At 45.8% G+C, this 14,373-nt stretch carries 12 protein-coding genes; 8 read left to right on the forward strand and 4 right to left on the reverse strand.

The features are described 5' to 3' along the window. Positions 1-3: 3 nt before the first annotated feature. Positions 4-471, reverse strand: coding sequence for a transcriptional regulator NrdR (nrdR, locus tag RS24_RS04165; protein ID WP_021776941.1), 468 nt, complete (start codon positions 469-471; stop codon positions 4-6). Between the two features lie 17 nt (positions 472-488). Further along, positions 489-1,793: a serine hydroxymethyltransferase gene (gene glyA / locus RS24_RS04170; RefSeq protein ID WP_021776942.1), complete on the reverse strand. Its 1,305-nt coding sequence runs from the start codon at positions 1,791-1,793 to the stop codon at positions 489-491. A gap of 157 nt (positions 1,794-1,950) precedes the next feature. On the opposite strand from glyA, the gene RS24_RS04175 reads away from it, so the two are divergent. The 3 genes from RS24_RS04175 to hemB all read left to right on the forward strand — a co-directional run bounded on the left by RS24_RS04175 (position 1,951) and on the right by hemB (position 4,996). Next, positions 1,951-2,724, forward strand: coding sequence for a DUF1295 domain-containing protein (locus RS24_RS04175; protein ID WP_021776943.1), 774 nt, complete (start codon positions 1,951-1,953; stop codon positions 2,722-2,724). Positions 2,725-2,811: 87 nt separating this feature from the next. Then, entirely contained in the window at positions 2,812-3,984 is a 1,173-nt protein-coding gene (locus RS24_RS04180) for an isovaleryl-CoA dehydrogenase (RefSeq protein WP_021776944.1), read from the forward strand. A 19-nt stretch (positions 3,985-4,003) separates the two neighbouring features. Continuing rightward, positions 4,004-4,996, forward strand: a complete 993-nt coding sequence (gene hemB, locus RS24_RS04185; RefSeq protein WP_021776945.1) for a porphobilinogen synthase — start codon at positions 4,004-4,006, stop codon at positions 4,994-4,996. A 237-nt stretch (positions 4,997-5,233) separates the two neighbouring features. Here the strand turns inward: hemB and RS24_RS04190 are convergent, their stop codons facing one another. Then, on the reverse strand, positions 5,234-6,109 hold the full coding sequence (locus RS24_RS04190) for an NAD(P)-dependent oxidoreductase (RefSeq protein WP_021776946.1): 876 nt from the start codon (positions 6,107-6,109) through the stop codon (positions 5,234-5,236). An 88-nt stretch (positions 6,110-6,197) separates the two neighbouring features. On the opposite strand from RS24_RS04190, the gene RS24_RS04195 reads away from it, so the two are divergent. From RS24_RS04195 to RS24_RS04215, 5 genes are read left to right on the forward strand one after another with little or no spacing between them, the layout of a single operon-like run. Next, on the forward strand, positions 6,198-8,078 hold the full coding sequence (locus RS24_RS04195) for an SLC13 family permease (protein ID WP_021776947.1): 1,881 nt from the start codon (positions 6,198-6,200) through the stop codon (positions 8,076-8,078). A gap of 58 nt (positions 8,079-8,136) precedes the next feature. Continuing rightward, positions 8,137-8,865 (forward strand): arginyltransferase, encoded by a 729-nt coding sequence (locus RS24_RS04200; RefSeq protein WP_038300689.1) that lies wholly within the window; start codon positions 8,137-8,139, stop codon positions 8,863-8,865. Between the two features lie 43 nt (positions 8,866-8,908). Continuing rightward, positions 8,909-9,997, forward strand: coding sequence for a TRAP transporter substrate-binding protein (locus RS24_RS04205; protein WP_021776949.1), 1,089 nt, complete (start codon positions 8,909-8,911; stop codon positions 9,995-9,997). Positions 9,998-9,999: 2 nt separating this feature from the next. Continuing rightward, complete coding sequence (locus RS24_RS04210) at positions 10,000-10,536, forward strand: TRAP transporter small permease subunit (protein WP_021776950.1); 537 nt, start codon at positions 10,000-10,002, stop codon at positions 10,534-10,536. Next, a complete protein-coding gene (locus tag RS24_RS04215; protein WP_021776951.1) occupies positions 10,527-12,083 on the forward strand; it encodes a TRAP transporter large permease in 1,557 nt (518 codons plus the stop codon). The genes RS24_RS04210 and RS24_RS04215 overlap by 10 nt, the downstream gene beginning before the upstream one ends. Before the next feature lie 3 nt (positions 12,084-12,086). Here the strand turns inward: RS24_RS04215 and parC are convergent, their stop codons facing one another. Beyond that, positions 12,087-14,339 (reverse strand): DNA topoisomerase IV subunit A, encoded by a 2,253-nt coding sequence (gene parC / locus RS24_RS04220; RefSeq protein ID WP_021776952.1) that lies wholly within the window; start codon positions 14,337-14,339, stop codon positions 12,087-12,089. Positions 14,340-14,373 lie beyond the last annotated feature (34 nt).

Genomic DNA, 14,373 nt, shown 5'->3' on the forward strand with positions numbered 1-14,373 from the left:
GAACTATTCTTCGAACCCTTCAACAACAGGCATATCACCGAGAAACTCCTCAAAGTCTTTAGCTTCTCTGAAGTCACGGTAAACAGATGCAAATCTGACAAAAGCAACCTGATCAAGAACAGAAAGACCTTCCATAACCATTTCTCCGATTGTATTGGCAGGAATCTCTCCCTCGCCAAGGTTTTCCAATCGGCGCACAATGCCACTTACCATACGCTCGACGCGCTCCTGCTCAACAGGCCTTTTACGCAGAGCGATTTGCACTGAGCGCATAAGCTTATCCCTGTCAAAAGGAACTTTACGACCTGTGTTTTTGACAATCGTTAGCTCCCGGAGTTGGATACGTTCAAAAGTTGTGAAACGCCCGCCACAATCTGCGCAATGGCGGCGACGGCGGATGACTGCATTGTCTTCCGTGGGGCGGCTATCCTTAACCTGTGTCTCATTATTATTGCAATAAGGACAACGCATTTGCCTGCTTCTCGAACTTAATAGATTGGAAAATTACCACAGAGTTCGGTGACTTGGGCCCTGACCTTAGCCTCGGCTTCCGGGGCTTCATCCGCACCTGACTGCGCAACGGCATCAAGCACCTCAGCAATCAAATCACCAACTTGCCGGAATTCATTAATCCCAAAACCGCGCGTCGTTGCTGCTGGTGTGCCGAGACGGATGCCAGATGTAATCATTGGCTTTTCAGGATCAAACGGCACCCCGTTCTTGTTACAAGTAATCGAAGCCCGCTCAAGCGCTATTTCGGCGACTTTGCCGGTTAGCCCTTTTGGACGCAAATCAACCAGCACAAGGTGATTGTCTGTTCCACCAGAAACAATATCAAAACCATGTCCTTTAAGCGTATCTGCCAATGCGCGCGCATTATTGACGACCTGTTGGATATAGAGTTTGAAATCTGGTTGTAAAGCTTCTCCAAAAGCAACGGCTTTGGCGGCAATTACATGCATCAACGGACCGCCCTGAATACCGGGGAAAATAGCGGAGTTAAACTTTTTACCCAAATCCGGATCATTTGACAGGATGAGGCCGCCTCTTGGCCCACGCAAGGTTTTGTGCGTTGTTGTCGTAACAGCATGCGCGTGTGGGATAGGGCTAGGATGTGCACCTCCTGCAACCAAACCGGAGATATGCGCCATATCAACCAAAAGATAAGCACCATGCTTTTCGGCAATTTCTCGGAAACGGGCAAAATCAATCACACGCGGATACGCAGAGCCACCAGCAATAATCAATTGCGGCTTATGTTCGGCAGCCAATGCCTCAACTTCATCATAATCAATCAAATGATCGTCGCGCTTCACACCATATTGCACAGCATTGAACCATTTGCCGGACTGGTTTGGGGCAGCGCCATGTGTCAAGTGACCACCGGCCGCCAGGCTCATTCCCAAAATGGTGTCACCTGGCTTAATAAGTGCCTGCATGACTGCCTGATTGGCCTGAGAGCCGGAATTTGGCTGAACATTGGCGTAGGCGCAGTCGTAAAGTTTACACACCCGTTCAATTGCCAAATCTTCGGCAATATCGACAAACTCGCAACCACCATAATAACGCCGACCAGAATACCCTTCGGCATATTTATTTGTCATAATTGAGCCTTGGGCCTCTAGAACTGCCTTAGAAACAATGTTTTCAGAAGCAATGAGTTCAATCTGATTCTTCTGGCGAGACATCTCTTCATCGATTGACTTTGCAAGTGCAGGATCAGCCTCGCTAAGAGAACGGTTGAAAAAATCATTATTTTCAAATGTTTGAATGGTGTTTTCTGATGCAGACATGGGCATTTTTCTCAAAACTATTTATAATTAATTCGTCAAGACTATGTAGCACATTAACCAGTGAATTTAAACAAGTGGCTAACACAAGCGCGATTGTAAACCAAATATTTGATATAAATTATTACAAGTGACCGACTTGCAAGTATATATATAGTTCATGGTAGATTTTGACAGTTTGAAAATTGCCGCAGGTGTGATTTTTATCATGATGAGCGGTGTCTGGATTGCTTCCCTGTTTCTCAAAGATGTCAGTATTGTTGACAGTTTTTGGGGATTTGGCTTTGGCGCAATTGCCTTGACCTTATTTTTGGCAAATCCTGGCGGTCAGGCACAGACAATTTTAACTTTCTTGGTCGGTCTGTGGTCACTCCGTCTGGGGCTACACCTATTTATCAGATGGTCCGCTGAAGCTGAGGAAGACCACCGTTATCAGAAAATGCGGCGCAATAATCCTGGTTTCTGGTGGCGCAGTCTTTACATTGTTTTTGGCCTTCAGGGTGTGCTGATGTGGGTTATAGCGCTTCCAGTTCAAATTGCACTGAGTGTGCCAGCTGTTTCTGCAAACCTCTGGATATATCCTGCGGCGCTGATTTCTGTCTCTGGCTTACTTATTGAAACATTTGCCGACCTACAATTAACGGCTTTTAGAAAAAACTCTGACAATAAAGGGAAAGTTCTCAACACCGGACTTTGGTCTCTCTCGCGGCATCCGAATTATTTTGGTGACGCTTTGTTCTGGTGGGGAATATGGTGCGTCTGTCTCACAATCACTTTAAAGACGCTTTTTGTAATTTTCGCTCCCGCTCTCATGACTTTTTTAATAGTAAAAATATCGGGTGCAGATCTACTCGAAAAAAGCCTTGTAAAAAACCGTCCCGAATATAAGGACTATATGGCGCAGACAAATCGTTTTATCCCAAAGCTGTTTTAGACCATAGTGGCATTAAATTAGAGTTTATACGCACTTTGAAATAATAACTTTTTATGGTGATATAATATCTCAAAACGGGGGAAAATAATGCTTAAAAACACTTATCCAACACTTCAGTTTGATCTTGGGGAAGAAGTGGAAATGATGCGCACATCAGTTCGCAATTTTGTCGATGACAAAGTTGCACCGCGCGCTTCTGAAATTGACAGCACAGATATTTTCCCAAGGGATTTATGGCCGTTAATGGGTGAATTGGGCTTATTTGGTGTCACCGTATCTGAAGATCATGGCGGATCGAATTTGGGCTATATGGCTCAAGCAATCATTGTGGAAGAGCTTTGTCGTGGGTCAGCCTCTGTTGGCCTATCTTATGGCTCACATGCAAATTTATGCGTCAACCAAATCAACCGTTGGGCAAGTGAGGAACAGAAAGAAAAATATCTGCCAAAATTATTGAGCGGTGAACATCTCGGCGCACTGGCGATGAGTGAAGCCGGGTCAGGTTCCGACGTTGTATCCATGAAACTGAAAGCTGAGAAAAAAGGCGACAAATATATTCTAAATGGCACAAAATTTTGGATTACAAATGGCCCAACAGCAGATGTACTTGTTGTTTATGCCAAAACTGAGCCGGATGCAGGTTCACACGGAATCACAACTTTCCTAATTGAAAAAGATTTCCCTGGCTTTTCTTGCGCACAAAAACTCGACAAGCTTGGTCATCGTGGGTCTGACACTGGTGAACTTGTGTTCGAAGATTGCGAAGTGCCTGAAGAAAACGTCATGGGCCCCCTAAATGGCGGTGTCGGCGTTCTGATGAGTGGTCTCGATTACGAACGCGCTGTTCTTGCCGCTTGGCCACTAGGAATAATGCAGGCCTGTATCGACACGGTCATACCCTATGTGCATCAAAGAGAGCAATTTGGCAAACCCATTGGTACTTTTCAGTTGGTGCAAGCCAAACTCGCCGATATGTACACAAAAATAAGTGCGACACGCGCATATATATACGCCGTCAATCAAGCCTGTGACCGCGATGAAACAACCCGTAAAGACGCTGCTGCCGCTATTTTATTCGCTGCTGAAAACGCAACACAATGTGCCCTTGATGCGATTCAACTCATGGGAGGCAATGGCTATATTAATGACAACCCTGTCGGACGTTTTTTACGCGATGCTAAACTGGCTGAGATAGGTGCAGGCACCTCTGAAATCCGGCGGATGCTTATTGGACGTGAGTTGTTCAGTGAAACAGCTTAATTGCATTAGAGCCCATTGAATGTCTAAAGCCCAATTTCCATCCATCAGAATGAGGCGTATCCGCCAGACAGATTGGGTGCGCCGCATGGTCGCCGAAACAAGACTTTCAGTCGATGATTTAATTTGGCCGATTTTCATACGGGATGGCGAAAATGAACGCGAGCCTGTTACCGCTATGCCGGGTGTTGATCGCTTGAGTATTGATCTCGCGGTGGAAGCTGCCAAAAAAGCTGTAGATTTGGGCATCCCCTGCATGGCTTTATTCCCCAACACACATCCGGATAAAAAGACTGCAGATGGCAATGAAGCCTGCAATCCAGAAAATCTGGTTTGTCGTGCGACGCAGGCGATTAAATCCGCCCTGCCGGATATAGGGATATTATGTGATGTTGCCCTCGACCCTTATACCGATCATGGGCATGACGGTCTGCTGGAAGACAACACCATCTTAAATGACGAAACTGTTGAGATACTTACCCAGCAAGCTCTCAACCAGGTTGAAGCCGGATGCGATATCATCGCACCTTCCGACATGATGGATGGACGCATTGGTGTTATTCGCGATGCACTCGAATTTGCCGGACATACTGATACACTCATCATGGCATATGCTGCAAAATATGCCTCAGCTTTTTATGGCCCTTTCCGCGACGCCGTCGGTTCGGGTGACCGCCTTAAAGGGGATAAGAAAACCTATCAGATGAATCCCGCAAATTCAGATGAAGCCATACGTGAGATCGCCCTCGATATCGCCGAGGGGGCAGATATGGTTATGGTTAAACCCGGCATGCCTTACCTCGATATTGTTCGGCGGGTTAAAGATAATTTTCATATTCCCACTTTTGCCTATCAGGTTTCGGGAGAGTACAGCATGATCTCCAATGCGGCCGAGCAAGGTTTGATTGACCGGCAATCCGCGATTTTCGAAAGCCTGCTTGGCTTCAAACGCGCCGGGGCTGATGGCATCCTTACTTATTTTGCGATTGAGGTAGCAGAAATTCTGAACAGCTAGAATTGCCACCGCATCCCCCCATTCACCCCCCACTGGGTGTCTGCTGTTGCATCGTGGTAATGATTAAAGCGAAGCTTCATATCCATAAACCAATAATTTTTGCTGATAGCAATCTAAAACTCACTATGGTCTGAACTTCACGTGCTTCAGAAGTAACTGGAATCACATGACGATCAAATAAATTGAAATAGAGCTAATATCAACAAATTTATATGACTTAAATTTTTGGTAATGATTTTATTTTTTGGAATTTGTTCTGACGACTTCAATTAAACTTGACGTATCCCAGCGTTCACCGCCAAGAGCTTGAACTTCTTTATAAAATCCGTCCACAAGACGCGTAACTGGCAATGCCGCACCATTTCTGTCTGCCTCCTCAAAACAGATAGTGAGGTCTTTTCGCATCCAATTAACAGCAAATCCAAAATCAAACTCCCCTGCAATCATGGTCTTGTATCTATTCTCCATTTGCCAGGATTGCGCTGCCCCTTTTGAGATAACCTCAATGACGTCTTCAGCATTTAATCCGGCATGCTGAGCAAAATTGATAGCTTCAGATAAACCTTGAACAAGACCTGCAATAGCAATCTGATTGACCATTTTAGTCTTCTGCCCCGCACCGCTGGGTCCCATCAATTTGTGCATTTTCGCATAGCAATCAATCACAGGGGCGATTGTGTTATAGGCTTCTAACGCACCACCAATCATGATTGTGAGAACGCCATTAATGGCGCCTGCTTCTCCACCAGAGACCGGCGCATCCAAAAAATAAATATCTTTGGTTTCCGCCTTGGTCGCACATTGGACCGCAAGTTCCGCAGAGGTTGTGGTGTGATCGACAAATATAGACCCAGCTTTCATGGTCGAGAATGCACCCTCATCACCTATAGTAACCGCCTGTACATCTTCATCATTACCTACACAGGCAAATACAATATCTGCTTCAGACGCAGCAATGGCAGGCGTCTCACAAACAGTTCCACCATTGTTGGCGACATGCTGCTCGGCCTTCTTAAGCGTACGATTGTAAACATTGACCTCATAGCCGGCCTTTGATAAGTGGCTTGCCATGGGTCCACCCATAACACCAAGTCCAATAAAAGCTGTTTTCATGGCGCACTCCCTTAAATAAGATAGCTGTATGGGAAAATTGACGAGATTTCAATTCGCTAGTGGGCAAATATCGAGAGAGAAATAATAAATGTCAGAAATTGCCTCAGTGCATGATGCAGCAGAAACCGGCATATATATGTGGTTGACCTTTGGTGTCATTATATTTGCCATGATTTCCTATGCCATGGAACGGATTTCTCTCGAAATAACTTCTTTGCTTATATTGATTGTTCTGCTGGTTATTTTTCAACTGCCGCATTTATGGCAATTACTTGGCGGGCCGGAAGCAAATATTTTACTCACGCCGACAGAATTACTTGCGGGTTTCGGAAATCCTGCACTTATTTCAGTAATGGCACTTCTCGTCATGGGACAAGGGTTATTCCAGTCAGGTGCGCTAGAGGGAATTACAGAGAAATTAAGCAATCTCGCAAATAAATCTCCTCTTCTTGCGGTAGGGTTAATTCTGATACTGGCTATGATAACCAGTGCATTTTTGAACAACACACCTGTTGTTCTCATGACTATTCCAATATTGGCAACGATTGCAACCAAAGCAGGTATCACAGCACCTCGGCTTATGATGTCTCTGAGTTTCATCTGTATTTTAGGTGGTATGACAACGCTCATCGGGTCATCAACCAACCTGTTGGTGGCAGGTGTCATAGAGGATACCGGCGTCCTCCATATCGACTTTTTCTCTATCACAGTGCCCGGGGCTGTGCTGGCAGGAGTCGGTGCACTTTACGTCATTTTTGTCATGCCTTATCTGCTCAAATCCGTTGCTGGTAATAATGACGAGGAAAGAGAAGAGCAAACCTCTGGCAAACAATACATATTGGAAATGCGGTTGAAGGCAGGGGACAAGCTGGTTGGCGCCCAGCCGGTGGCAGGCTTTTTCCCTGAACTCACGGGCCTCACATTACGCATGGTAGAGAGATATGGCGAAACGTTCCTCCCCCCCTTTGAAGACTTTACGCTCAATGTCGGCGATACCCTCGTCATGGCCGCCACAAGACCCGAATTGACAGATGCGCTTTCCGACCAGGGACACCCGCTCTCCTCTTTAGCAGAAGAACATGCTGAGGGCGTGAAGCCTGGCAACATCAACCAACCGACATTGGCAGAAGTTGTTGTCGCACCAGGTTCGCGGATGAATGGACGAAGTATTTACCAGACAGGATTTCATTTTGAAACTGGATGTAAGGTGCTTGGTATTCAACGGCGCAGTCGGATGTTGAGGCAAAACCTCAGGGACATCCGTCTTGAAGCCGGTGACGTTCTTCTTGTTTTAGGCTCATCAAAGCAAATTCAAGGTCTGCGCTCCAATCGTGATGTTTTACTCCTCGAATGGTCAGCTTCTAACCTACCCAATTTTGCTTACGCAAAACGCTCTCTAACGATATTTGGTCTTACCGTGTTGCTTGCTGCGCTGAATATTCTACCAATTGTTGTTGCTGCTATTTTCGGCTCTATTTGTATGATTCTTGGCGGCGCACTGAATATTAGACAAGCCTCTCGTAGTATTGATCTTAGAATTTTTTTAATCATCGGCGCTTCGTTAGCCATGTCTCGTGCTATGGAAACTACTGGTGGTGTCGCGTTTCTTTCCAGTAATTTCATTGAGGTGTTTGACGGGGCCCAGCCTGCTGTCATGATTTCAGCATTTTTCCTGCTCTGCGCCATCACAACAAATATCTTAAGCAATAATGCCACAGCAGTTTTATTTGCACCCATAGCTTTGGGGCTGGCATCAAGTCTATCTATGGCGCCTGAACCATTTATATTTGCCGTTATTTTCGCTGCGAATTGTTCCTTTGCCACACCAATATCATATCAGACGAATTTGCTGGTTATGACGCCAGGGGGCTATCAGTTCAAAGATTTTATGCGCGCCGGTATTCCGTTAATTTTCATAATCTGGATTACCTACTCGCTGTTTGCACCATGGTATTTTGGTTTATATTAATAATTGATCAACAGTGAATAACCATAATGTGTAACTCTATAGACGTGAATGTTTTGACATGAATGATTTAAGCGGGCCAAGGTTACCTACCTTCTATCTGACTGCACCTTCGCCATGCCCTTATTTGCCCGGCAAGCTGGAAAGAAAGATGTTCACATATCTTTCCGGTCTGGCAGCCGAGGATTTAAATGATGCCCTCACGCATGCAGGTTTTAGACGAAGTCAGAACATTGCCTATCGTCCAGCTTGTGAGGATTGTAACGCCTGTATTTCTGTGCGGGTCGCTGTTAATGATTTTAACCTCTCCAAATCATTCAAACGGGTTTTAAAGATTAATTCGGATTTAAGTGCCGCACGTCATGCGCCAGAATCTCGACGGACACAATTCGATCTACTCCGGAAATATCTGGATGAGCGTCACAATGATGGTGGAATGGCAAACATGAATAGCCTTGAATTTATATCCATGATTGAAGAAACCCCAGTAGACAGCCATGTTGTTGAATATCAAGAAGATGAAAAACTGATTGCTTGTGTGCTTATGGATCGGCTTTCGGACGGCTATTCCATGGTCTATTCATTTTATGAACCTGACCAAAAAAACCGCAGCCTCGGCACGTTCATGATTTTGGACCAAATCCAACGTACCAAAGAGGCGGGACTTGATTATCTCTATCTGGGTTACTGGATTTCCGGGTGCCGAAAAATGTTATATAAAGAACGCTTCCAACCTCTTGAGCAGTTGACAAAAGATGGCTGGCAACCTTTTATCGGTTCAACTTTTTAAGCTGGGTGATTAAAACCCTTACTAATCCGTCAAGGAGAAAATTATGAGTGAAAAAGTCAATCGTCGTAAATTGCTTGTTGGTGCAGGTTCAGCTGGTCTTGTTGCGTCCTCTGGTGTTGCCCCTGCTTATGCTCAGGGCAAACGTCGCCTCAAAATGGTGACCACTTGGCCTAAAAACTTTCCTGGTGTCGGCACAGCGGCAGAAAGTATCGCCAAGCGTGTCGAGATTATGTCCGAAGGAGAACTTAAAATTAAGGTTTTCGCGGCCGGTGAAATTGTTGGTGCTTTTGAAGCGCTAGATGCTGTCTCTACCGGATCAGCTGATTTATATCACGGGGCTGACTATTACTGGCAAGGCAAAGACCCTGCTTATAATTTCTTCACAACATGGCCTATGGGCATGACAGCGACTGAATTTTACTCATGGATAGACTTTGGTGGCGGTCAAGCTTTTTGGGATGAACTCGCAACAAAGTTTAAAGTTAAGCCTTTTATATGCGGCGATACCGGCACACAATCGGGGGGGTGGTTTACTAAAAAAATTGAAACGCTTGATGACCTAAAAGGTCTGCGCATGCGTATGCCAGGCCTTGGTGGTGAAGTTATCAGGCGGCTAGGCGCCTTACCTGTCGTTCTGTCAGGTGGAGAAATTTTCCAAAGTCTGCAATCAGGTGCGATTGACGCCACAGAATGGATTGGCCCTTGGAATGATCAGGCATTCGGCTTTTACCAAATTGCAAAATATTTTTACGCCCCCGGCTTTCATGAACCAAATGCAGCACTCACCCTCGGCATTAATCTTGATGTATGGGAAAGTTTAAAACCTACTCATCAGGAGCATATTCGCGTTGCCTGTCAGGCTGAAACCCAGCGCGTGAGAACCCAATATTTCTATAATAATGCAGTGGCATTTGAGACACTCATAAAAAAACACGGGGTAGAGGTAAATAACTTTTCTCCAGAAATTATGGAAGCTGTCAAAAAAATATCTGTCGAGGTCTTAAACGAATTGTCACAAACGAGCGCACTCGCCGGACGCATTTACAAAAGCGTGCAGGAGCACAGCGCATTGTTCAACAAGTGGTCATTGCATGCCGATGAAGGCTATATGCAGATGCGAAGAGACGGATAAGCATGGGTTTCTTGCGCCGTTTATCTGGTTTTATTGATGGGTTAAATAGGCAAATTTTATCTATCGTATCATGGTTATGTTTGTTCATGGTGCTTGTACAGTTTTTTGTCGTCGTCATGCGCTACGTTTTTGGCACAGGCTCCATTCAATTTCAGGAAATCATCCTTTATATGCACGGCATACTATTCTTGGTCGCTGCAGGGGGGACATTGCTCGCAGACGACCATGTGCGTGTGGACATTATCTATAACAACCTCAGCCCCCGCAAACAGGCGATGATTGAATTTATTGGGTGTCTTTTATTTCTCCTGCCCTTTTGTGGGCTAATACTTTACACCTCCTGGAATTATGTCGGGCAATCTTGGCAAATTATGGAAGGCTCCCGCGAACCAGGTGGCCTGCAAGGAGTCTATTTACTGAAAAGCTTTATTCCTCTTTTTGCTTTCTTACTTGGTCTACAAGGCATATCCCAATCCATTAAAGCCTTAGTTTTTTTAAACAATATTTCTGAAAATAAGGAGGCCCCCGAATGGAAGTGATGGCTCTCAGCATGTTCGCGGCTTCTTGCCTAATGCTGCTCACCGGCTATCCGGTTGCCTTTACGCTGGGTGGGGTTTCCTTTCTTTTTGGTTTATTGGGTCTGTTTACTGGTCATTTTGACTTTGCCTTTTTAATTGCATTACCTCAGCGCATTTTTGGCGTCATGACGAATGAAGTTCTGGTCGCCGTGCCGCTTTTTATATTCATGGGCACAATGCTTGAACGCTCTAAAATCGCCGAGGAACTATTAGAAAATATGGGCCGTCTGTTTGGCACAATGCGCGGCGGTTTAGGTATTTCCGTGGTTATTGTCGGGGCGTTATTGGCTGCGTCCACCGGCATTGTAGGGGCAACTGTCGTCACGATGGGCATGTTATCTCTTCCAACAATGTTGAAGCGTGGTTATAACCCCGAGCTTGCCGCCGGGACGATAAGCGCCGCTGGCACTCTTGGTCAGATTATCCCCCCTTCCATTGTTCTTATTCTGCTCGGTGATGTTGTCGCCAATGCCTATCAAAAGGCGCAGGTCGAAATGGGGATATTCGCCCCCGAAACGGTTTCCGTGGGCGAGCTTTTTGCAGGTGCGCTTATTCCAGGTCTTATGCTGGTCGGTCTTTATATCCTCTATCAAATCTTCTGGGCTATTTTTAAACCCGAAAGCTCCCCTGCTGTGTTGGACGATGATGAAGCAGTCAGCCTAGGACAAATTATAAAATCTCTTCTGCCGCCAATAGTGCTAATCTTCGCTGTATTAGGCTCAATATTAGTTGGTGTTGCCACCCCAACCGAAGCCGCTGCTGTGGGCGCAATCGGCACGATTTTGCTTGCAGGCGAACAAATTATGAAGGGTTCTAAACGCGCACGGTTGGCGGCTTTGGCAATTTTTTCTTTGTTCGTGATGGCGCAAAATTTTGACCTGCGAACCGGCGTCGACGTCATCACCTTCACAAACATGTTGGCAATAAGCGTATCCTTTATCTTTTGCGGCGTGATCATTCTTGGGCTTGGCACAAGCCTTCAGCATTGCTGGCGACAAGGCATTTTAAGTGAAGTCATGCAGACGACAACACGCGTTACGTCGATGGTTTTTGTCATCCTAATCGGCGCAGCTTTGTTTAGCCTCGTTTTTCGCGGTCTTGAAGGAGATGAGATGGTGCATGAGTTTCTCATCAATCTGCCGGGCGGTGAAATGGCAGTTTTGGCGAGTGTAATGCTCATTATGTTTCTACTTGGCTTTTTCCTCGACTTCATCGAAATCACTTTTGTAGTCGTACCAATTGTGGCGCCAGTTTTGCTGGTGATGGGTTTTGATCCTGTTTGGTTAGGCGTAATGATGGCCATCAACCTTCAGACATCATTCCTGACGCCGCCTTTCGGCTTTGCTTTGTTTTATCTGCGCGGGGTCGCACCGGATAGCTTAAAAACGTCACAGATTTACCGTGGTGTTATTCCGTTTGTGATTATTCAGATTTTGATGCTGTTTGTATTGGTCCTGTATCCAGAAATCTCGACATGGCTGCCTGACAAGCTATTTAACAAATATTAATTTTTAAAGTTTATTTTTGAAAGCAGGCCCCATCAGTCCATCTGAAGGAAACCCTTTAGGGCGGATGCGCCCAGCTTGCGCACGTGTTCCTTGCCAATCTGCCAAATCTTCAAATACGCGGCTACGACCGGCTCTGTCTGACACAATCAGTCCTTCATCAGCCTTAAAACTGCGCACATCTGCCAAACCACCTACATTGTATTTTTGCAATCTAACGCCTTTGCCGCGCCCCATTTCTGGCAAGTCAGCAAGCGGGAAAATGAGCAATTTTCTGTTTTCTCCTAATACCGCAATACTGTCGCCAGTTGCTGGGACACAACAGATTGCTTCATCCTCAACGCTAACATTTAAAATTTGCTTTCCAGCACGACGGGTGCTGTATAATTCACTTTCAGCAACAACAAACCCATTACCTGTGCGCGATGCCACCAAAAGCTTACGGGCTTCATCATAGACAAATATCTCAACAACCTCATTGCCCGCTTCCAAATCAATCATCAGGCTTAACGGTTCGCCATTCCCGCGCCCACCCGGCAATTTGCTGACCTGAAGCACATAGGCGCGACCATTAGTGGCGAATAATACCAGCTTGTCTGTTGTTTGCGCATGAAGGACAAACTTTCCCTGATCGCCGGTTTTGTATTTTATATCTTTACCGTTTTCGGCATGCCCCTTCATGGATCTGATCCAGCCTTTTTGTGACAGAATAATCGTGACCGGCTCTTTTTCGACTAGGATTTCCGGCAAGACATCCATCTCGGGCATCGCCTCGCCAAATGTACTTCTACGCTTTCCTAAATCTGTTTTTGGCCCATATTTTTTCTTCAATTCGCGAATGTCTGTCGCAATCGACTTCCACTGCATGTCGTCAGATTTCAATAAAGCCTTCAACCCTTTGCGCTCGGCTACCAATTCTTTGTGTTCGGTGCGGATGGTTTGCTCTTCAAGTTTGCGTAACGCCCGCAGTCGCATATTCAAAATCGCTTCAGCTTGTACATCTGAGAGGTCAAAAGTTTTCATCAGATGCGTTTTCGGCTCATCTTCTTCGCGAATAATACGGATGACCTCATCAAGATTGAGATAGGCAATCAGATAACCGTCCAGAATTTCAAGCCGTGCTTCGATTTTATCAAGGCGAAAACGGCTTTTTCGCACCAAAACTTCTTTCCTGTGATCAAGCCATTCAAGTAGCAAATCGCGTAAGCCCATGACACAAGGAACACCCTTGGCATTCAATACATTCAAATTCATAGCAAAACGAATTTCCAAATCACTTTGTTTGAACAACACGCCCATAAGCTGATCAGGATTAATATTTTTAGAGCGCGGCACGAGTACCAGCCGGACATCTTCAGCACTTTCGTCACGAATATCATCCAGCAAGGTGAGACTTCTATCTTGAATTTGCTCAGCAATTTTTTCTATCAGCCTGGCTTTTTGTACCTGATAGGGAATTTCTGTGACTACAATCTGCCACATACCCCGGCCGAGAGTTTCAACTTGATAACGCGCTTGCAGTCTGACCGAACCACGGCCCGTGGCATAAATTTCTTTCAGATTTTCCGGTGGTTCAACAATCACCCCACCGGTTGGAAAATCCGGCCCTTTTACACAATCCATTAAGGTATCAATACGCGCATTTCTCGCTTTCACTAAATGTAATGCGGCATCACATAATTCACCAATATTATGCGGTGGAATATTTGTCGCCATGCCAACCGCAATCCCTGATGAGCCATTTGCCAGCAAATTAGGGAAGGCAGCGGGGAGTACAATAGGTTCCTCCTCCTCTCCATCATAAGTGTCGCGGAAATCAACCGTATCATTATTAAGATCTTGCAGGAGAAGCTCGGCAATTTCTGTCATTCGCGCTTCAGTATACCGCATCGCGGCGGCACTATCGCCGTCGATGTTACCGAAATTACCCTGCCCGTCTACCAGCGGATAGCGGACTGCAAAGTCCTGCGCCTGCCGTACCAGAGCATCATAAACAGCCTGATCGCCATGCGGGTGATAACGACCAATCACATCGCCGACCACACGCGCGCATTTTTTGAAACCCGATGCAGGGTCGAGTTTAAGCTGGCGCATCGCAAATAAAAGTCGCCTATGAACAGGTTTCAGACCGTCACGTGCATCCGGTAAGGCGCGATTTGTAATGGTGGAAAGAGCATAGGCAAGATAGCGGCTTTCCAAAGCATCTTGCAGTTTGACAGATTGCAACGGATCCTGGCCTGGCGTATCAAGTTTCGTCATGCTTTTCCTATAGCAAGATTCGCCTGGCTCTTAT

Source organism: Candidatus Micropelagos thuwalensis (genome assembly GCF_000469155.1).
In the GTDB taxonomy this organism is placed as follows: domain Bacteria; phylum Pseudomonadota; class Alphaproteobacteria; order RS24; family RS24; genus Micropelagius; species Micropelagius thuwalensis.